This is a genomic window from Aliivibrio fischeri, from assembly GCF_009727955.1.
In the GTDB taxonomy this organism is placed as follows: Bacteria; Pseudomonadota; Gammaproteobacteria; order Enterobacterales; family Vibrionaceae; genus Aliivibrio; species Aliivibrio fischeri_A.
Window position 1 is genome coordinate 988,567 of sequence record NZ_WOBR01000004.1, and the last position, 20,159, is coordinate 1,008,725.

The 20,159-nt window shown below is 35.1% G+C and carries 14 protein-coding genes and 1 other RNA gene; 9 read left to right on the forward strand and 6 right to left on the reverse strand.

The window, feature by feature from the left end; genetic code table 11:
• Positions 1-77 precede the first annotated feature (77 nt).
• Entirely contained in the window at positions 78-827 is a 750-nt protein-coding gene (locus tag GNP81_RS07885; RefSeq protein WP_011261624.1) for a DUF481 domain-containing protein, read from the reverse strand.
• A gap of 239 nt (positions 828-1,066) precedes the next feature.
• Here GNP81_RS07885 and ffs point away from each other — a divergent pair.
• The 4 genes from ffs to GNP81_RS07905 all read left to right on the forward strand — a co-directional run bounded on the left by ffs (position 1,067) and on the right by GNP81_RS07905 (position 4,760).
• Positions 1,067-1,163, forward strand: an RNA gene (ffs, locus tag GNP81_RS07890) — signal recognition particle sRNA small type.
• Positions 1,164-1,282: 119 nt separating this feature from the next.
• The gene (locus GNP81_RS07895) at positions 1,283-1,903 is read left to right on the forward strand and encodes a TnsA endonuclease N-terminal domain-containing protein (protein WP_196587335.1); all 621 of its coding nucleotides are present in this window, start codon (positions 1,283-1,285) and stop codon (positions 1,901-1,903) included.
• Between the two features lie 2 nt (positions 1,904-1,905).
• Positions 1,906-3,750, forward strand: a complete 1,845-nt coding sequence (locus GNP81_RS07900) for a Mu transposase C-terminal domain-containing protein (protein ID WP_155673477.1) — start codon at positions 1,906-1,908, stop codon at positions 3,748-3,750.
• Positions 3,750-4,760: a TniB family NTP-binding protein gene (locus tag GNP81_RS07905; RefSeq protein ID WP_155673476.1), complete on the forward strand. Its 1,011-nt coding sequence runs from the start codon at positions 3,750-3,752 to the stop codon at positions 4,758-4,760. Before GNP81_RS07900 ends, GNP81_RS07905 begins: the two co-directional genes overlap by 1 nt.
• A 141-nt stretch (positions 4,761-4,901) precedes the next feature.
• Here the strand turns inward: GNP81_RS07905 and GNP81_RS07910 are convergent, their stop codons facing one another.
• The 5 genes from GNP81_RS07910 to GNP81_RS07930 form a co-directional block, all read right to left on the reverse strand.
• The gene (locus tag GNP81_RS07910) at positions 4,902-5,507 is read right to left on the reverse strand and encodes a hypothetical protein (RefSeq protein ID WP_155673475.1); all 606 of its coding nucleotides are present in this window, start codon (positions 5,505-5,507) and stop codon (positions 4,902-4,904) included.
• Between the two features lie 620 nt (positions 5,508-6,127).
• Positions 6,128-11,242, reverse strand: a complete 5,115-nt coding sequence (locus GNP81_RS07915) for a P-loop NTPase family protein (RefSeq protein ID WP_155673474.1) — start codon at positions 11,240-11,242, stop codon at positions 6,128-6,130.
• Positions 11,243-11,564: 322 nt separating this feature from the next.
• A complete protein-coding gene (locus GNP81_RS07920; RefSeq protein WP_155673473.1) occupies positions 11,565-12,122 on the reverse strand; it encodes a hypothetical protein in 558 nt (185 codons plus the stop codon).
• A gap of 15 nt (positions 12,123-12,137) precedes the next feature.
• The gene (locus GNP81_RS07925) at positions 12,138-13,526 is read right to left on the reverse strand and encodes a DEAD/DEAH box helicase (RefSeq protein ID WP_155673472.1); all 1,389 of its coding nucleotides are present in this window, start codon (positions 13,524-13,526) and stop codon (positions 12,138-12,140) included.
• A complete protein-coding gene (locus GNP81_RS07930) occupies positions 13,526-14,098 on the reverse strand; it encodes a hypothetical protein (protein WP_336495428.1) in 573 nt (190 codons plus the stop codon). The genes GNP81_RS07925 and GNP81_RS07930 overlap by 1 nt, the downstream gene beginning before the upstream one ends.
• A 103-nt stretch (positions 14,099-14,201) precedes the next feature.
• Between GNP81_RS07930 and GNP81_RS07935 the strand changes: the two genes are divergently transcribed.
• The 5 genes from GNP81_RS07935 to cas6f all read left to right on the forward strand — a co-directional run bounded on the left by GNP81_RS07935 (position 14,202) and on the right by cas6f (position 19,667).
• Positions 14,202-14,504, forward strand: a complete 303-nt coding sequence (locus GNP81_RS07935) for a helix-turn-helix domain-containing protein (protein ID WP_017019121.1) — start codon at positions 14,202-14,204, stop codon at positions 14,502-14,504.
• Between the two features lie 201 nt (positions 14,505-14,705).
• A complete protein-coding gene (locus GNP81_RS07940) occupies positions 14,706-15,905 on the forward strand; it encodes a TniQ family protein (RefSeq protein ID WP_155673471.1) in 1,200 nt (399 codons plus the stop codon).
• A 3-nt stretch (positions 15,906-15,908) separates the two neighbouring features.
• A complete protein-coding gene (locus tag GNP81_RS07945; RefSeq protein WP_155673470.1) occupies positions 15,909-17,981 on the forward strand; it encodes a type I-F CRISPR-associated protein Csy2 in 2,073 nt (690 codons plus the stop codon).
• A 9-nt stretch (positions 17,982-17,990) separates the two neighbouring features.
• Positions 17,991-19,025 (forward strand): type I-F CRISPR-associated protein Csy3, encoded by a 1,035-nt coding sequence (gene csy3 / locus GNP81_RS07950; RefSeq protein WP_155673469.1) that lies wholly within the window; start codon positions 17,991-17,993, stop codon positions 19,023-19,025.
• A complete protein-coding gene (cas6f, locus tag GNP81_RS07955; protein ID WP_155673468.1) occupies positions 19,026-19,667 on the forward strand; it encodes a type I-F CRISPR-associated endoribonuclease Cas6/Csy4 in 642 nt (213 codons plus the stop codon).
• The last annotated feature ends 492 nt before the right edge of the window (positions 19,668-20,159 follow it).

Genomic DNA, 20,159 nt, shown 5'->3' on the forward strand with positions numbered 1-20,159 from the left:
TATATTGACGCCAATTATGTATCCAGACTAATTAATTAAACCTATAACCATTCATCCTAAATATAATTAACAATTATCTAGAAATCATAATTTAGACTGATTGTGCTATATATTTCATCGTGTTCTTTACCTGTCGCCACAACACTATTGTATATATACTCAGCATCAATCAACAAAGACAAGCTCTCCATTAATTTATTTTTTAAATAAACATGAGTCGTTGTTGTTGTATTTGATTCACCATAATCCATACGAACACCGCCACCAAGCTCTAAACCATCAGTGATTTTGCTGTCCCCTTCAATAAACAAGTTTGCAATGACTTCATCTTCCGAATTGTTTGGTAAATCTTCATCAAAAGCTTGTCGTTTAGAATAACGATAACCCGGACCAGCCCCTACATCTAATTTTGAGTTTGATGAATCAATTAACGTTGCACCAAAACCACTAACTAATAACACTTGTTCACGATAAGTCGCAAATTGGTCATGTTCATACTTAGCATTACCAAATACAAACAATGAATCTGTCATGTCATATTTTACATCATAAACTGTTTTATTTTTGTTTGTACCATCGTCACTCTCATTACCTTTTGTGTAGTAAGTTGAGAAGGCCGCTTTATGGTGCCACAGTGCTTCTTCATACTTTAGAGTCGCTCCTGAATTAACCGACATTGAAGTTTCGTCTGTTTTGGTATAGATAAAACCGATCTTTGCATCTCCACTAAACGCCCCATCATCAGCTGATGGTTCTGCTGCTAAAGATGAAAAACTCAACAAGCTTAATGATGAGATAAATAATGCAGTTGCGGTTAACTGTGACATGAATTTCCTCTATACAATAATTAAAGTGCTGTAATTATAACCAAGAGAATTCCATTTATCGGCTAAAGTACTGTTAGATCTCAAAATCGAGACTATGTCTTTTTTTCAATGATTCCTAAACATACTCTAAGCGTTTATTTATTAATCACTTAGTTTGTTTTTATTTATTTCTACTTGCAATCTCACCGTGCATGTTGAATAATCCATCTCGTTCTTAGGAACAACAGAATCTATGGAGGCCCTGGTCCTCCCGCAACACTAACTCGTGAACTCGGTCAGGCCCGGAAGGGAGCAGCCGCAGCGGGCGACGTGTGTGCCGGGATGTGGCTGGGGCTTCCACCCATCTGATGCTTGCAAAATAAGTCTGCATAAATTGCAAAGAAGTCTACAAATTTGCAAAATAAGTTCGCATAACCTACCTTTAGTTGTAAGTTTACAACATGAAGGTGAATACCATGTACGTCCGTACACTAAAACAATCTCAAGTAAAAAACATTAGTAAATTTATGAGTATGAAGAATGATTCAATCATTCGTACAGAATCTATGCTTGAATTTGATATGTGCTTTCACCTTGAATATTCTCCTGATGTTGTTAGCTTTGAATCTCAACCTCAAGGGTTTCACTATGAACATCAAGGAAAACGCCTCCCCTACACTCCAGACTTTCTCATTACACATTCATCTGGGCTGCAACAATTACTTGAAGTTAAACCTCTTTCTAAAACCCAACGTCCCGATTTTCAATCAAAATTCATCCAAAAACAGCAAGCAGCCCAGAAGTTAAATCTTTCATTAATCCTTATTACCGAAAAGCAAATTAGAACAGGTCATTTACTCAATAATTTTAAGCTTTTACATAGATACTCTGGACTACATAGTATTTCTGCGACTCAAAAGGCAATTATCAACCTCATTCAGAAAGTAAATAAAATTCAAATTAATCAAATTGCGAACAGCTTAAATATTAGTGACGGAGAGGCATTAACAGGTGTTTTAAGTTGGCTATCAAAAGGGGCACTTCAAACCGATTACTCAAATGAAGCGATAAATGGCAACTCATATGTGTGGTTATAACGATGAGTTTTCCATTTAATGATGAATTTAAAGAAATAATAGAGATTTCTGGCGAGAAAAATAAAGTCATTCATAATGAAGAAGCAAACTCGCTCCTATTATCCCTTGATTCATATAGCCATGACATAAAAATGGAAGTACTACGCCGTATTTCCTTTATTAAGTGGATCAAACCTCGCTTAAAGGGTGGCTGGACACAAAAAAACTTAAATCCTCTTATTGATAATGCCGCTACACAATTAAAAATGGTGGCCCCTAAATGGCGAACTCTTGCTGAATGGCATAAAAATTACCATTCAAGCGGGAATGATATCTCCTCTTTAATCCCAAAGCACTCAAGTAAAGGTAATATTCAACAGCATACTGATAGCGATTTTTTGATAAAAAAAGCAATTAACGAAAAATATTTAACATTAACCCGATGTTCTATCAGTCAAACTTTTAAGTACTATTGTGATTTAGTAATAATAGAAAACCGTTCTTTGCCTGAAAATCAAATCAAATCTGTCAGTCAACGTACTTTTTACAACCGAATCAATGCGCTACCTAAATATGATGTAGCTTTAAAGCGGTATGGTAAACGATATGCTGATATTAATTACCGAACCGTAGATAAAATGGTAAATGTCACAAGACCTTTAGAGCGAGTAGAAATAGATCACACACCTCTTGATTTAATCTTACTTGATGACAACTTAGAGATACCATTAGGTCGTCCATACCTAACAATTTTAATCGATAGTTATAGCAAATGCATTGTCGGCTATAACCTTAGCTTTAGGCATCCTAGCTTTGAATCTATTCGTCACGCTTTTTGCAATGCCTGCCTTGATAAATCATCTATTACACAACAATACCCTCACCTTCAACAGGATTGGCCTATTTCTGGAAAAATTGAAAATCTTGTTGTAGATAATGGTGCTGAGTTCTGGAGTAACAGTTTAGAAGATAGCCTACGCCCCTTCGCTACCAACATTTTATTTAATAAAGTTGGGAAACCATGGATGAAGCCTCTTGTTGAAAAATTTTTTGATGTATTAAATAAAGGCTTGGTGCATTCACTTCCAGGAACAACTCGCTCAAGAATAGAACAACTTAAGGGTTATAACCCTAAAAAAGATTCCACGATTACATTCAGTTTATTTTTAGAACTATTTCATACGTGGATTATTGATATCTATCATATGTCTTCCGATACAAGAGAGACTGCTATTCCTTACTTTAAATGGCAAGAAGGAGTAACAGCCTTACCCCCTCTCACCTATACAGATGAAGAAGCCCAACAATTACGAATTGAACTTGGGATATTAAATACTCGAACTGTACGTATTGGGGGTATTTTTCTTTATGGATTACGTTATGAATCAGAAGAGTTAAATGAATACAGAAAAATTTGGGGGGCTATTGATAAGAATAATCTAACACTAAAAACTAAAACTGACCCTTCTGATATATCACATATTTTTGTCTATTTAACTAATGAATCTCGTTATATTAAAGTTCCTTGCATGACAGATATTAGCTATACATCAGGCCTTACGTTATTTCAGCATCAAACAGCTCAAAAATTACAAAGAACTAAAACAAGATTACAAATAGAACATGAAAAACTCGCTGATTCACGTATGTATGTTGAAAATAGAATTGCGGAAGAAGTAGAAAAAATCAAATCTAGTAAAAAACGTACTACGAAAACTACCCATGCATCAAAGATAGCTCGGCACCAAGATATTGGTAGCCATACTCAAAAATCGATTCAAATATCTAAGGAGCAAAGCGATACCAAAAATGAACATGATGTTTTAAATGGGTGGGATGAACAATTTGATGATTTAGAGGGATTTTGATGCACACTTTATCTTCGACTCAAAAAGAACAACTCATCAACTTTAATCAATGCTTTATTGAGTATCCAATAATTACTCATATCTACTCTATTTTTAATGATTTACGAATGAATCAAGGTTTAGGTGCAGAACCACAATGTATGCTCTTACTTGGTGATACTGGTTCAGGTAAGTCAGCACTCGTTAATAACTATCTGTTACAACAACCGTCATCAAATTCTTCTGCACTCAGTTCATTACCCGTGTTACATACACGTATCCCACATAGAGTGAATAACGAACAAACCATGTATCAATTGTTAACTGACTTAGGACAATCACCTTCAGGTTCGAGAAGAGCAAAGCGATCTGAGATCGCTCTCGCCGAGGGAGTAGTACGAGCTTTACAACGTAAGAAAACAGAACTCATTATTATTAATGAATTCCAAGAACTCATCGAATTTTCAAGTGCTAAAGAACGTCAGAATGTCGCTAACATGCTTAAATACATTAGTGAAGAAGCTAGAGTATCAATTGTGTTAGTTGGTATGCCCTATGCAGATATTATTGCTGAAGAGCCTCAATGGGGATCTCGCTTAGCATGGAAAACACAAATAGAATACTTTTCATTAAAAAATGACATGAAAACATATGTTCAATTCCTAAAAGGCCTAGCAAATCGAATGGGATATGATGAGGTGCCATCACTACACAATAAAGAGCTTGCTATTCCACTGTTTTCAATTTGTAGGGGTGAGCTAAGGCAACTTAAGAACTTCTGCTCTGATGCTATGCTAGAAAGCTTTAAGCAAAACAAAAACACACTAACTCATGATGTTTTAAGTGCCACTTTCAAATACAAATACCCAACGAAGAAAAATCCATTTGAAATGAATGTAGCTGACGTTCCAATTCAAGAAGTAGAGTCTTATTCAAAGTATAATCTAAACGCAATGACTGATGATGAACGTCTTACTGCAACTAAGTTTTTCGATGCTATGTCTTTATCTTCACTATTGAGTAAGAGTTGAATTTTTATCAGTATTTATTGATGCTAATTCATTTTGGGACATCTCCATGCTAAAAATCAGATTGACTATATTGTCCTACATCAAATAGATGTAGGAGAGGCAAATTGATAATCTTCAATATTTGCTGAAATCCGTTAAGTTTTACTGGTCAATCTCGTTTTTCTTACCTTGTACGATACGAACGCAAGCTCTCGCAACCACTAGGCAAAGCCCTTCAGCGTCTGTCTTATATGTCAATTTAGACTCAATACTTATGTCAAGCTTACTAATGGCAATTTTGTTATTTGCAATCATTGTAGAAACAGTCTCTGGTGTGGTGACATAGAAGGTCCAGTTATCAAGCACCATCGTGTCTTTACGCACGCTCTCTTGAATTCGCTGATAGTTTGCCTGCTCAACATCAGTTTTATAGAATCCTTCATCTTCACAGCTGTTCCACGTTTCATGTATTTCTCTGATAATTTTCCCATCATCTTCGTTCAGATTAACATAGGCAAAAATATAAAGATCTGAGTTGTATGCTTTTGTGCCGTTATTGCAGTTGTTTTTCGCATCAAATCCCTCAGATGAACCACAACTAAAGCTTTTATCAGCCCTCAGTGAGTCCAAAGATTTAATCTGCACGGTAATTTTCTCATCCCGATACGTAAAAACTAGGTCATCTTGGTCACTTTCGTTACGTATGTGATGATACCCATCAAAGAATCTAAACCTATCAGGTTGTGTCTGAAGGGTTTTATAAACCATGAACTCTGCGAGATACCCTCTAGTATACGAGTCATGTAATGTAGAGTATGACCAAGACCAAAAATCAAGAACTGTACCTAGCGGTGAAGTTTATAAACCAATTGACTCTGAACCATCAAGATTTTCTAACTTGAACATAATATTCCTTCTTTCAATAACAAACGTATTCTGGCAAATTTACCTATAAAAAATAAGCTTAGATATAACAAAATAACTTACTTCGCTTTCTAATTCTACGTATGGTTAAATATCTAACGTCAAATTGAATAGCATCCAACTTAGTATACTAAATAGCCATCAAATCAGTAGATGCTCTTTGACTTGATTTCATATAGCAATAGTGAAATGGTTACTCTTGCCTTTTGCCCGCCATTAGCTGTTGTATCCCAAAATTTGAATTCTATTATTCGCTTTGATACCACTTATAACTCATTTTTGAGCACAAACGCGTCAGCAACGACCTAACAACAGAAGTGTGTTAGGTCACTTTTCTGATATCCACTAAATTAGATTAGAAAAGTATAGAGGACATATACTATAAATATTCTGGGGCAAGAACAGCTACCAAAGCGTATTTGATAACTATCAGATCAATTCTAACCTAATACAAATGAGCACAATCAAACACGTATTTTCCTAGATCTAATCATATGCTCTCGAAGGTAATAAGCCCTTGCAGAACCAGTTTCTACAATTCCATTAAGTAGCTCAAGGCATGAGTTATACATTTTCCTATTTAATGCACCTCTATTTTCTATTTGAAGATATCGTCCTATCGACATTTCTAAATAATAAGCCGTATTAATTTGCTTACCTATAAGTTCTGAGTTCACAGTGAACTTTGAAGCTAGAAGATGAATACCTTTATCAAAGAACACACTATGAAAGTGATATATTAAAGACGTTAAAGCTTCAAAAACGTGACTATTGCCAGCAGATTGATTGGCAAATTCCAATAAATAGTGTGCCCCTGCCTTCATGTCACGTTCTTCATTAGGATGACCTTGCCAAGGACTATCCGCATACATTAGTCCACGTAATAGCTGATTTAAATCATTCTGTAGCCCTACATAACGGTCATTGACATCATTCATGGCTATCTTATGTGCCTCTGGTGCTAACAAACTCCAAAGTGACCAGACTGCGTAATAATCATCTTCTTTTTCCACTACTACATTATATGAGAGTGTTATAGAATAAATAAAGCTGGGGGCTTTTGAACACCCTAAGACCAATAACTCTTTAAAGGGCATAAAATTATTATTTCTTGAATAAATAACATGCTCAGAAAGGCAATCTCGCATCTGTTTTTTTATGTCATAATTTATTTTTTCATCACCACTTGAACGATGATTCTGATATTCAGTATCAAATACAAAATTCACTAACCTGTTAACCAACTGAATCTGAACATCATCCGTAGTACAATATGGAACCATTAACATTGGTAAATGAAGAAACCATGAACAATGGCTTTCCAAAGAAATATCGTTAACCGAAAGCTTAAATTTTCCATCAACTAATTCATTGCGAAATGTTGTTATCAGGGCATTCCATTTTTCGATAGCTGCTTGCAACTCATCACCTTGTAGATGATAAAACCTACGTACCACACTATCTTCTCTTCGTAACCTGGCGTACTCAACTATTCCAGCTATACAACTGGATGCTAATTCAACGTCTCTTGACCAAAGAAATTCCCTTACCCCCTTAGCAGCATAAGCACTAACATTAAGGTTCTCATGGGTTAATGCTGTTGCCAAAGCAAACTTCAAATGATCTTCTTGTTCTGAATCTAGCTCTAAATCAAATAATTTAGGCAAAACAAATGCACACGCTCCAGAGCCATAATAATCAGTCTTATCATGGGCTGTTGTTCCATTCATATTATCTGCGTGCATAAATATTGACTCTAGGATAACTCCTAGACACCACTCTTTATCTCCATCACTTAAATTCAAAAGGTCATCTCTAACACAAACAGCAGCAACAATTGTGATTGTACCAACCACCATATCGGCAAAGTTGTGAATTTCACCTTTTTGGAGGGAATTAAGTAATTCTTTTGCAGCTATTAATGCATCTTGATATGAAGAGAAATATTTTTCTTCGAGTAACTTCTCTTCGAATAATTTTTGTCCCCATAAATTCAAACTAATTACAGTGTTATCAATTGCATGTTTTTCATTAAACTCTTGCTGATCTTGCTTTAAATCTGCTGGAAGCTCAGACGAGCTTTGAAGCAATATTTGATCATTATCTTTATCTTCAACAGCTTCCCAAGTCCTTGTATCAACTCGGTGTACCATATACCGAAGATTTTTTTCATTACGAGCAGTCGCTTCACCTGTCAATTCATCAACAATTTTTAAAGCAGAATCTCTTAACTCACTTACGAATTGAAGCCTTGTTAATAAGGTTTCTAAAGACTCTTTTCTCCAAGGTCTAAGTGCGGCTTTTCTTCTTTCCTCGATGTAAATTTTTGTCATTACATCTCTTTGATGGTTAAAGACGTGTAATTCATTCCCTCCCCTTTCTTGCGTCATTCGAATTAAATCTAAATGGTATAAATCAGCAGTTTTCAGTAAAGGAAATGCTGCTTTTCCTACTTTATTAGGGAAACCTGTCGCCACAGAAGATAAAACAGATGTAAGCATTACAGAGTTACTTTTTCTGAGCAAGTAATCGTATATCCACTCTATTTCATTGTCTTCACTACACGTATCTACATATTCAACTAACCAATTCTCTAACGCCATAAGCGCACACTGAAGAAGACATGGTAATGTTGACTGACCTCGGTAACCTTTCCAAAGGTGAGGTGAGGCATACTGCTTTATTAATGTTCCATCATTGAGAATTACATCCACTTGCTTTGCAGCTACTTCATCAGAGAAGTACTTTTCTTGTTCATCCGAAGAAGCAACGCCAAACTCAGATTCAGCATACTTCTGTGCAGTTAAATTGCATAATTTAATAATAAAATCTAACGCTAATCTAGGTTTTGATTCAAGGAGGTACTTAAAAGGTCCTTTAGAACCACTTGCGGGGAAAAAATCACGTTCTCGATCTAAACCATAGGATTCTTCAACATCAATTCGACCATAAGAACTATAGCCAAACTCATCTTCTTCTGGTTTTTGCAGTAACCATTCATGCAAAGAAAGCTTAACTACAAAGTCAGGATTACGCTTGCACAACATAGGCACATTAGTGCCTACAAGAGCTAAACTAGTCAGCTCATCAACATAGCTTAACCTTCTAGGCTTTATCTTGGAGATGAAAACATCCTGATCCATTAATTCATCAAATTTTTCTTTGATTGCTGTCGAAACCTTTAATAGGACATTAAGTATTTTCTTTCTTCGCCCCTCATCACGATAAGAATCTTTAACCTGTTCAAGCAGCCATAAACTCAATAAGCCAACCTTTTCTGAAGCTTTTGGCAGATCATCATATATATTGATGAGGCCACACCATTCATTTATCACCTCAACAGCTTGAGTATGCATGGAGTTATTCAAATCGTGCTTAACCTCATAGATGAAATTAAACAGTGCTTCCCAACCATTCCCATAGGGTTGTAAGAACAAATACTTTAACATTCCTGACTTTTCATCTTCAATCAGTAAATCGTTATATAGTGAGCTTGGTCTTTGACAGGTTATTCTGAGAATAAAACAAAAACGGATCAATAGTGCACAATCATCTTTTAAAAGCTGAGATTTTAGAGAGTAGAGAAAGCTTTCTGGCGAATCATGTTGCATGATTGCAGCAATAGCCTCATCCTTCCAGTAACTTTTTATGCCGTCCGTGGTTAATAACTCTTCAACAAATTCATTAGTTGCATCATCAGATTTCAATTTCCTGTATAGCCATAACCTAAAGGCTCTGCTTATCGCTGGCTCATTACCAATAGTTAATAAAAAATTAATTAAATCATGTGAATTTTCAACGTACTCGCTCTCAATGTATTCTTCTAATGCCCAATCCTCTAATACATCGTGCATTGGACTGATAGTAGCAGACCTCTGATCACGGTGAATTAAATGATCTTCTTCCAATTTCGCAACGACTTCAGGATCAAACTCACTAGCTCTGATACCAAATAGCATTTTTTTCGCACGTTGTTTTGCAATATTAATGAAAGTTGTTCTTCGTTTATCCGGCATTCCTGATTTTCTATCTGCCTCTTTAGAAATCACTGTTGCCCAAACAGTGTTTCTAAAATCGACTTCAGTATCACCAGATTTAAATTGTGCACCATTGCCAATAGCTCTTACCGCAATCTCGATAAAAAATGGTACTTTAAGTAAGTCAGCTAACGAATCATTAGATATTAACCCTGTTAGCTCTGGAGAATGCTCACAGACTTGAGAAACTTGATCCTTAGAAAGCCCTTCTATATTTACACTGTCAAATTGAATAGCACTAGGTTGAAGATAATTAAAAACAAGTTGTTGATATGCATAATCACGGCCCGTAGCAATAATGGTCCAACCTACTTGTCTTTTTATGTATTGAAGTAAATCTACAAAAGCATCTTGATAGTTTAGTTCTAAAACTTTTTCTAGGGATTCAATAACAAGTATTTTTTCTTTAAGTAATGAGAAGTGCCCCTCAATCTGCCCTAACGTGGAATTCATTCCAATAGATGTAAATACATCATTAAGATGGCTTTTATCTAAATCTTCAGCTCTTAAATAGAAAACAGGAACATCTTTACCTTTCGTTGAGATAAAATCTTTTACAACTCCTGATTTGCCAACACCTCTAGCACCAGTAACAAAAAGAAAATCATTTGCACCGTACAGTTCAGATATTTTTGCTAGCTGCTCAGCCCTATCTACATGAAAACCATTGATAGTGTTCGATATCCCCTCAAAAATATGAGCACCACGCTCTTGAAGCTTTAATAAATCATTTTCAAAGCTTACTTTACTTGATGACTCAAATAAGAACTTTACTTCTTCAGGTGCATTATCTTTAGTTAGAACTCCTGCATTCTGGTTAAACTCTTGAACACAAGTAACTAACTTAGATAAAACGAGAGATGGTGATTCGTCTGAGTAACATTCGATCAAAGAGCACAGTAAATTTGCGACGACTGAAAATTTCGCATCTAAATCAAGAGATATTATCTGAAAAGCTTTTAAGAAATGCCATAATTCATCATCAGTAATTGCATTCCCTTCGTTAGCATTGGTTAATTGTGCCCTGAATATATTTAGCTTTTTAACTTTTTCTTTACTAGTAAAACCTTTAGTTTTTGATTTTTTAATAAAGTCTGCTGAATTGGATGAATACTTAGCCCACTCCAGTATAGGAAGAGTATTGTTAACATCAAGCTTAGGTAACGGCCCTGTTATTAATGCAATTGAATCACTTTCAATATTAAAACCAGTATTTTTAAAATCTTTCCATGCACTGTTCACAACTTCAGCGAACATTGAGTCCACAGATTCACTTACCGTTATTTCATGCTTAATCTGAGCAAAAAGCTGACTTTGGTTACTTGCTTTATCCGTTGCAACTAAAACAAAATCATCCGTATTTACACCATCATATTTATTCTGAAATTTTAACTCTTTTGCCTTCATATGCTGTGATAGACAAGGAACACAAGACTTTGTTAACAATGACAGTGCAAAAGCTGCTTGAACTCTTGTTTCAAAGTTTACGCCACCACCTCCTGTAGAAAATGGATTACTCTGCTGTTTGACATCTTTACTCATTTTTATCTCCATAAGGCTCACAAAGAAGTGTGGGAATATTATTGTACGAGGATTAAACTAAATATCAGTATCTTACTGTAAAGTACAGAAAGAAAATATGAGCAGGTTAACTTATACGAAACAATCAGTTAAACCATAAAAAAAGAGGTATTTTGAACGTTAATTTTGTAATAAACAATAATCATCAATTATAATTGATAGTTACCTTATCCATTCGAATTTCTGGAATAATTATCGGTCTTAAGTGTTAACTAACACACAATGGGGAAGAAATGAATTATAGTAATTCCACGTAGCCAATTTAAACCGATATTAGCTACTCTCAAACAACTTTCAGCGTAATTTCAGGCTCATCACATAAATACCACGCCACAAATTCTGCAAAAAGTTGAACCTCTCCATTCTCTAGCAAATCTAAGGGCATTTCTGTCCGTACCCCTGATGTATCTATCTTATCTACAATAAACTCTGCAATTTCATCTAAAGAATCCAAGTTCAATGCTATTTCTTTAACAATATCTAGATCTAACACGGGAATATATTGAACAATGGTTTGTGAACTCGTTAGCCAAAAAACGATATCCCAATCATTAAGTATTTTGGGGAATTGAGGTATTGCTATTTCCAATGCAGAATAAACACCTCCTGCATTATTTAGTTGGAAATCAGGATAAAAATATTCGTCATTAATTTTAAGAGCCAAAACCTTCTTTTCTTTTCTAAGTCGATAAATAGACCGGCTTCTCTTCTTGCCTTTAATTCTTAATTTATCAGCAAACTCAGACAAAGAAAGTAATATATGATTCTTTATAAACTCTGCTTTTTGCTCTAAAAAACGTCGTTCTAACACTCTTCGTGTACTTTCAAGCTCATCATTCATTTCATTTTCCTTCAGCTAAATCATGTAACTAAATACAGAGATCACTCTCTGCTTGAAATCACCTTGTAAGGCAATATTTGAAAAGGATGAATTAGCATTACTATTTAGTGGGTAATCGTCAAACATAACCTCTAGACGCTCATTCAGTGCTCTTTGCGTTGCTTTAAAGGCCTTATCTGGATTATCAAATACCGTTGTCGGTAATAAATTAGCCTTTTGAGTCATCTCAATGTCTCTTTCTATTACTGAATAATCTGGTATATCTTCATCTATTCGCTCAGCAAATTCTGTTAATTTTGGTTCAGCAATTGTGAACAACCAGGCTTCTTGATTTTTTGATTGAGTCACTCGTAAAATACGGCCTAATACCTGTCTAAAATACAGCTCTGTTTTTACAGTACTCAAATGACAACAAACCTGTAAACGAGGAATATCTGTTCCTTCAGAGATCATTCCAACACTAACAATCCATTGTGTATTACTACTCCTAAAGTTTGCGATTTCATTTAATGGATTATCATGCCTATAGGTAACAATGGTTGCTGTTTGCTTGAATTTAGTTTCGAGTATATTTAAAAGCTCAATAGCATGACTAACCGATGATGCAACGACTAATCCAGCGGCTTCTGGGTTATCTTTCCTAACTTCTGCCAATTTATGACAACTTAACTTCAGTAAGTAATTCATCGTTTCTGGATGAGTAATCACTGATTCATAATTTACAGAGGAATGCTTTAATAACTCAGATACACTGCCAAATGTTTGTTTTCCCTCTTCACTCTTGGTTACTTGAAAATTATTATTATCAACAAGTACTAAATGAGGATTACGACAAACTTTATCCCTCACGGCTTCCCCTAATCCATAGATATAATCACAATAAATTTGATTATCTGGATCTGTATATTTAGCAAGAGTTATCGGGGTAAAATCACTGCGCCATGGAGTCCCAGTTAATGCCAGCGTATATTTTGCTTTCGATTGAATTTTAGTTAGAATTTTTTCACCCCATGCATTAGATTCTGAAAGATCAGATCCTGAGCAATGATGGATCTCATCAAAAACAACTAATACATTATGGTTTTCTAAGATTTGCCAGAAATCATCACTTAAATAAAGCATATTTTGATAAGTATATGACCCACCAACCGATCCGATCGTACCGTGAAATGACGCATTAAAACGGTAAGAAAAAGTAGAACGCATCCCTTCAGCAACAATCAATGATGGTGAAAAGCACAGAATAAAATCAATCTCATTTGTCTGTTTTAATCGATAAGCTATTTCAGCCGCAGCTATTGATTTTCCGGCCCCAGGTGTAGCAAGTAATAATATATCCTGCTGACCATTCTCATATTTATGAAGACTTAAATTAACCACTTCTATTTGCCACTTTCTCAGCATTAGACTTTTGCCTTATCCAATTGGATTATTTTAGTCAATGCATTTACTTTTCCACACAACGTTGCTGATTGATTTCGTAAATCTAAATAAAGCGACTGTAAATGAGTCGAATCTTCAGGGAAAGACGACATAATATGCTTAACTTCTTCGGTTTCACTTAATAACATTGTCAATTCAGCTTCGTATTGTGATTTTTGTTGCATCACTGTGTTCAATAATTTTGAGATTGAATCTACTTTTAGATCTTTATTATGTATTTTAGGATCTATATGAGTGAGCTTCGCCTTTTTTTTAAATTCATAAGGCTTCACGATTATCTCTGAGTTTAAAAGTAACTGAGTTTGAGAGTACGTTATTTTTTTACCTTTTGCTTTTGGAGACCTAGACAGTAGCTGTTTATGTTCAAGAGCTGCAACTTGACGATACACAAAAGCTCCAGCAGCTTCTTTCGATTCAAAAAAATCAGAAACTTTTAACACGTAATCTCTCATGTCAGATACGGTAAAAACATCTAACTTATTTTCTATCAATATCTTAAAGACGATCTCATTTAGCTTTACTTTATTACTCACAACCCAAATACCTCAACCAAAAAAACTTAGGATTGCTAAGTATACAAGAATAGGTAAAACTTAGACAATCTAAGTTATTAAAGGTATTTATGATGATGAGTCTGTGGAAAGAGAAAATCCAATCCCAAAACGACTTAAAGAAGCTCGTAAGCATGCCAAGATCACCCAAAAAGAATTGGGTATTCGAATCGGTATGGAAGAGAGTTCTGCGAGTGGGCGAATGAATCACTACGAGAAAGGTCGCCACACACCTGATATTAGTGTGCTGCAACGTATGGCAAAAGAACTTGGTGTTCCACTGAGTTACTTCTTTTGTGAATCTGATTCGTTAGCTGAATTGAATCTACTAATAGGGAAAATGAGTGAGGAAGAACGAGTTAAGTTAATAGAATCACTAAAACAATAAAATCAAAAAAAGCACTGCTATTTAAAAATCAAAATAACAGTGCCTTTCCCATACCAACTCAAACTCCATTAAGCCTACATAAAATATAAATGAGCTATAGCCTTCACATTCTGAACAATTACCCTACCTCTTTTTTGACATTCAATAGAATCTAACCTAAAAATAAACTTAGGAATCCTCAGTTTTAAGGCGTAATTAAAAATGCTTAATCCAATAGAGTTTTATGAAGATGAATCGCTAGAGAGCTGTTTATTAAGGATCAGTCAGAATAATTGCTATGATTCTTTTCAGGATTTTAGCGATGAAGTTTGGTTTCAAGTCAAAGAAGAGGATCGTGAGGTTCGAGGAACTTTCCCTGCAACCCTAAATACGGTAAATATCTATCACTCTCATACATCAAGTAACTTAAAGCTCAAAGCACTAATTAAAATTGAGCAGTGGCTTGAGATAAATAACTTCCCTTTATTAAAAAGCGCCTTAAGCAGATCAAGCAGTACTTTCTTACGCCAACATTCTGCTGTTTTTAGAAATGGTGTTGATATACCAAGAATCCTGCTCAGAAAAAATGGAATTCCAGTATGCCCTGAGTGCCTAAAAGAGAACGAATACATACGTCAAGAATGGCACTTCGTCACTCACGATGTATGCACAAAACATAAAACAGATCTATTACATCACTGCCCAGAGTGTAAAGCCTCTATCAATTATCAAGAAATTGAAAACATTACGGTTTGTCAGTGTGGATTCAAATTCAGTGATCACTTAGCTCCGCAAGCAAATAGCAATGCCTTACTCATTGCACAATGGCTTAACGGCGAAAACACTAAATTAGCTAATATTTGGGGAGAACACCAAGCAATATCATCTCGCTTTGGTGTCTTACTTTGGTATATCAATAGATATAATCTGACAGATGATTTTTCTACTTCATTTGTAAAATATTCATTGAATTGGCCTACTAATTTCTATTCCGAACTCGATGAGCAAATAGATAAAGCTAAAACAGTTCAGATTAAACCTTTTAATAAGATATTTTTTAATGAAATTTTCAATAGTCTTTTATTAGATTGCCGACACTTGCCTACTCGAGAATTTAAAACGAATTCCATATTGAGTCATATATATCAGTACTTTCTATCTCGCTATCAAATTCAACCTAACTCTGATGTCTTTTCAATCTTGCTAAGCCCCTTAGAGGCATCGAGTTTGCTTTCTTGCACTACCGATCAAATCTATCGTTTATATGAATTAGGTTTTCTTAAATTAGGCGTCAGGCCAAAACTACATCAAAAAATAGCAAGTCACCAATCAGTTTTTACACTCTCAAGTATTATTCTAGTCAAGCTTTCAAACATGCAATCCAGTCAAGATGAATTGCATCACTACCTTTCAGCGTGGTAACTAATGGAATTTACAGATATTCTCATCATTCAAGATGTAAAGGAACGCAACAGAGCTCTCAAGGTTGCATTTGCTCACTACTCTTCAGCTATTTGTATTGATGATCATGAAATCGAAGCGATTACATGCCTACTTAATTTGTGTACGCCAAAAATGGAGGATTACCTAGACAAAACTAGCGCATCTCTGTTTTTAAATAATCATGATAATATTCAAAAGTGTCTTGACGAACTTAAGTGGTTCCATAGTCACAATGTTAAATATCCAGATTGCCGAGTTAAGGGGCAAAGCATTATTTCTTTACCAATCGATTCAGTAAGTAACACCATAAACAGTAATGTAGTTCCTTATCGATTAGGTTGGTCTCATGACAGTGGAAAGGTTAACTATACTCATTTTCTACTCTCTTGCTTTAAATGGAGAGGAGTACAAACAACTCTTAGTCAATTATTCATAACCGACACGCTGTTTTGGTTAGATATCATAAAAAAAATACAATGCAACTGGACCAAGAAACAAACTGATCAATTTATTCATTCCATACAAAAAGAAATGCCTGCAAAAACACTTCCAGAGAACATCAGTCCATATTCAAAACAGATCTTATTTCCATATAAAAATGACTATCTAACTTTAACTCCAGTAACTTCTAACTCAGTTCAAACATGGTTAGAACACCAATCTAGGAAACCTAATGATATTCGTTGGATTAAACGAGAAAGTAAGCACCCTGCTAGTGTAGGCGCTTTATCATCTTCTATCGGTGGTTACCATAGCTTACTATTTTCGCCACCAAGCACATCACAATCACCACACTCGTATCATGACAATATGGCTAGCAAAACTGGGGGTAGAGAAGCTTTTTGTACTTCAGCTATCACTGAAAAAAGTACGACTGACGCATTACAAAGGCTCATCAGTTCTGAAGTAAGAATGAATGTGAAACATAGAAAACAAATCAGAAAATCAGGGGGGCATTTCATTAAACAAAAAATAGCTCTTTGGCTTACTCCTCTGATTCGATGGCGAGATCATATAGATAATAACCAGATACAAATCACTAATGACCATCCATCATTAGTTAACCTATTCTTGTCGTCTCCTATTGCTAATTTCCCCGATTTATTAACGCCATTGCATAATCACCTAAATCAAACTCTAGGAAAGAATAAATACACAAAACGCTTTGCTTATCACCCTGATTTAATGCCTATTTTCAGATCACAACTTTCATGGATTCTGAATAAATTAGCACAAGATGAAAATATAAATCAGCAGCCCGTTCTAACTAGAACCCAATTTATCCATCTTAAAAATTTAAGGCTATACAATGGCAATGCGTTAAACTCCCCCTATGTTTGTGGGCTACCTTCACTAACTGGTTTTTGGGGATTTATGCATGACTTCGAACGAAGATTAAAAACAAAGATTGAAGAAAACATTCATTTTGAAGCTTTCAGCCTATTTGTTCATCAATATGAATTACAATCATCTCCTCCGCTCTGTGAAGCTTCGGATGTTTATAAAAAAAGAGAACTATCCCCTGCAAAACGTTTATTAACGCAACCTTCTTATTCTTGTGATATGCGTTTTGACCTCATTATCAAAGTTCACACTGAGGTTAATTTAAGCGATATTAGACAACGTATGCTATCTACAATGCCTGCTCGCTGTGTTGGTGGCACGTTACATCAACCTTCGTTACATGAAAACTTAGAATGGCTTAGAACCTATACATCGTCTGAGCATTTATTTGAAGAATTAGCTTGTCTTCCTAACTCTGGTCGTTGGATATACCCACCATCGGAAACATTTAACACTCCAGATGAATTTCTTTCTATATTGGGAAATAGCACACACCTTGCTATTTGTAATGGTTATTCATTTCTTGAAGATCCAACATATAGAGAGAATGTGAGCCTTAATCAACACGTATTTTGTGAACCTTTAATTGGATTAGCAGAGCAAGTAATACCTATAGATATGAGACTTAACCGACAAAAACATTATTTTTCAAATGCTTTTTGGTCGATCAATAGTGATTTCAATTCTATTCTTATTCAAAAGCATGAGTAAGGATACGCTATGAAGCTGTGTAATAACCTGAACTACACTCGATCATTGTCACCGGGAAAGGCTGTTTTTTATTATGAAAGTAAAGATGGTCAAATGAATCCTATTAAGTGTGAGCAAACTCATTTAAGAGCGCCTAAAGCTGGGTTTTCAGAAGCCTTTAATAGTGATTATTCAACTAAAAACACGGCTCCACAAGATCTCTCCTTTAGTAACCCTCAATTTATTGAAGAGTGTTATGTTCCTGTTGGTATAGATGAAATCAAAATCCGATTTTCATTACGTATAGAAGCAAATTCATTACAACCAGATAAATGCTCTGATATTCAAATTAGAGAGATATTGCAAGCTTTCGCCACCAAATATAAAGAAAATGGCGGCTATCAAGAACTTGGTGAACGATACGCAAAAAACTTACTTTCTGGTACTTGGCTATGGCGGAATGAGCATAATCTAGGTACAAGTATTTCAATAAAAACAACAAGTAACCAAGAATTTAATATCGATAATGCCTTTAAGCTATCAAGAAAAGCCTCAGTTAAAGATAAAAAAACAATATCAAAGTTAGGAAGTGAAATTGCAAATGCATTATCTGATCCTGATCATTATTGGTTTGCCGATATTACGGCAACGATCAATGTAGCCTTTTGCCAAGAAATTTATCCTAGCCAAGAGTTTTTAGATACTAAAGAAAAAGGTAAACCAAGCAAAGTGTATGCAAAAACGTCACTTCTAACTGGTGAGAAAACCGTTGCTTTACATGCACAGAAGATTGGAGCTGCAATTCAACTTATCGACGATTGGTGGGATGAAGATGCCGATATTCCCTTAAGAGTAAATGAGTTTGGTGCTGATCATCACAATATCATAGCCAGAAGACATCCTTCGCATCGCAATGACTTTTATACTTTAATTCAAAACGCAGATAACTACTGCGCGCAACTGGATGAAAATTCAAATATTACTGATGATATGTATTACGTTATGGCCGTATTAGTAAAAGGAGGACTGTTTCAAAAAAGTGCTTCTTCAAAAAAAGGAAAGTAGATGCTCACTCACTATTTTAGTATTACGTATGTGCCTGATGATTGTGATAATGAGTTATTGGCTGGACGCTGTATCGCTGAATTTCACAAGTTAATCTCTAGTCTAAAGCTAATAGAAAACAACTCTTTTGCCATTGGTTTCCCAAATTGGTCTGAACAAAGTATTGGGAATGAATTTGCTATTTTTTCTGATAACTCTGAATTATTAAGTGCCATTAAATACCAGCCCTATTTCAATTTAATGAAGAGTGAGGAATTATTTTCTATTACAGATATCAAGCCTGTGCCAAATAATCTTCCTCAAATAAGATTCATCAGAAACCAGTCTATTGGGAAAATATTTATAGGTTCAAAAAAACGTAGAATTCAGCGTTCAATCACAAGAAATAATAAAGAGCATACACCTATATCAAATGAAGACAGAGAATTTGATACCTTCCACAAAGTGTCGTGCTCTAGTAAAAGTAAACAGCAACAATTTATTCTTCATATTCAAAAAGATATCAACCCGATGACTATCGATTCTAAGGGTAGCTATAACAGTTATGGCTTAGCGACAAATAGTAAACATTTAGGCACTGTTCCTGATTTATCAAAAATACCTTTTTATTACGAAGACAAATTATCAAATAAAGATCAATGAGTTAAAAAACCACCTTCAATATTCGTATTTTAAGGGAAACATTTCAATATTTTTGATTTATAAGAATATCTGCCCTATATTTCATTGTAACCTGCCGGATAGGCAGCCAAGAATTACTTTAAGCATTGGCTTTCTAAGGCCCAATGGTAACCTGCCGGATAGGCAGCCAAGAATAGGTCAGGAAGAAAGCAACCTATTATGCTGGAAAAGCAGTAAAACATTCACTTAATCGCTCTGTTTTTACAGAGCTTTTTTGTGCCTTTTTTTAAAGTGATTGAGCTTAGTTTTTTGTCCTCTCTCTAATTGGGCAACAAGCTGTTGCCTAATTAAAAAACAGGTTGTTTGGCTATCTCTATATGTACTACTAAGTAGGATTATTACCTTTAATTATCAATAAGTAACTCATTACGCAAGTTGCGTTATGCAATGTGCGTTATGCAACTTGCATAATTAACTTTTAGATGGAAGGCAGTCTGTGGTTAGTTTAAAATT

Bases quoted from the DNA above. Each gene is read 5' to 3' on its own strand.
- GNP81_RS07925 (WP_155673472.1), bottom strand. From the start codon at position 13,526: ATGCTGAGAAAGTGGCAAATAGAAGTGGTTAATTTAAGTCTTCATAAA.
- GNP81_RS07900 (WP_155673477.1), top strand. From the start codon at position 1,906: ATGAGTTTTCCATTTAATGATGAATTTAAAGAAATAATAGAGATTTCT.
- GNP81_RS07910 (WP_155673475.1), bottom strand. From the start codon at position 5,507: ATGGTTTATAAAACCCTTCAGACACAACCTGATAGGTTTAGATTCTTT.
- GNP81_RS07945 (WP_155673470.1), top strand. From the start codon at position 15,909: ATGGAATTTACAGATATTCTCATCATTCAAGATGTAAAGGAACGCAAC.
- GNP81_RS07905 (WP_155673476.1), top strand. From the start codon at position 3,750: ATGCACACTTTATCTTCGACTCAAAAAGAACAACTCATCAACTTTAAT.
- csy3 (WP_155673469.1), top strand. From the start codon at position 17,991: ATGAAGCTGTGTAATAACCTGAACTACACTCGATCATTGTCACCGGGA.
- GNP81_RS07885 (WP_011261624.1), bottom strand. From the start codon at position 827: ATGTCACAGTTAACCGCAACTGCATTATTTATCTCATCATTAAGCTTG.
- GNP81_RS07920 (WP_155673473.1), bottom strand. From the start codon at position 12,122: ATGAATGATGAGCTTGAAAGTACACGAAGAGTGTTAGAACGACGTTTT.
- cas6f (WP_155673468.1), top strand. From the start codon at position 19,026: ATGCTCACTCACTATTTTAGTATTACGTATGTGCCTGATGATTGTGAT.
- GNP81_RS07940 (WP_155673471.1), top strand. From the start codon at position 14,706: ATGCTTAATCCAATAGAGTTTTATGAAGATGAATCGCTAGAGAGCTGT.
- GNP81_RS07895 (WP_196587335.1), top strand. From the start codon at position 1,283: ATGTACGTCCGTACACTAAAACAATCTCAAGTAAAAAACATTAGTAAA.
- GNP81_RS07915 (WP_155673474.1), bottom strand. From the start codon at position 11,242: ATGAGTAAAGATGTCAAACAGCAGAGTAATCCATTTTCTACAGGAGGT.